Source organism: Pseudomonas sp. K5002 (genome assembly GCF_013386655.1).
Lineage (GTDB): Bacteria > Pseudomonadota > Gammaproteobacteria > Pseudomonadales > Pseudomonadaceae > Aquipseudomonas.
Genome location: NZ_JACARK010001250.1, coordinates 1 through 812, shown reverse-complemented (window position 1 = coordinate 812; position 812 = coordinate 1). Strand labels below are relative to the sequence as shown.

Below are 812 nucleotides of genomic sequence, written 5' to 3'. Positions count from 1 at the left end.
GCGATGGTCAGCCTGGCGCTGGTGCTGATCTGGATGGCGTCGCGCCGGGTGCCGTACACCGGGCGTTTGCTGATGATCGGCGTGGCGTTGGCGGCGGCGCTGGTAGTGTCGTATCCACCGCTGCAGGAACGCCTGGCGACGATCTTTTCGGCGCAGAACGCGAGTACGGAAGTGCGCTTTGACGAATACCGCATGTTCCCCCAGGCCGTGGCCAGTTACCCGCTGGGCATTGGCTTCAAGGTTGACCCTCCGGTGCCGGGTACGCACCTGCTGGGAATTTCCAACCTGTGGCTGAATTTCGTCTACAAGACCGGGGTGATCAGCATGCTGCTGTTTATCGCAGTGACCTGGCGCTGGTGGCGCGAGTCCCGTCCGGAAATCGGCCCGATCCGCCTGACCAAGGACAATGCGATCTGGCTGGGCAGCACGGCGGGGATTCTGTCGGCGCTGGTCAGCGGCTTTTTTGACCACTACTTCAGCTTCGCCCTGGTGATGATTGCGCTGTTCTGGCTGATGGTGGGGATCAACGTGCTGGAGGCGCGGCGGCTGTTTCCGGCGCGTCTGCCAAAGGTCAAGACCGTGGCGCATCGCAAGCCTGTGTTCAATAGCGTCGGGCCCTAGGCATGCTCGGATCGGCGTTCTGGTTGACCCTGGCAACCTTGCTGGGGCTGTGCCTCGGGTTTGCCCGTGAGTGGTTGCTGGTGGCGGCGTGGGGTGCGGGCGAGCGCAGCGATGCGTTCCTGATCGCGCTGTTCTTGCCCGAAGCGTTGCGCATGTCCCTGGCCGGGGGTGTGCTGAGTGCCGCCGCCCTG

General features: G+C 64.0%; 1 protein-coding gene and 1 pseudogene. Both read left to right on the top strand.

What is annotated here, in order from left to right; all coding sequences use genetic code 11:
• Positions 1 to 621: O-antigen ligase family protein (locus tag HX846_RS35395; protein ID WP_372242055.1), on the top strand; the 621-nt coding region annotated here is incomplete at its 5' end.
• A gap of 2 nt (positions 622 to 623) precedes the next feature.
• Positions 624 to 812: pseudogene (locus HX846_RS35390) on the top strand (murein biosynthesis integral membrane protein MurJ); the annotation flags it as partial.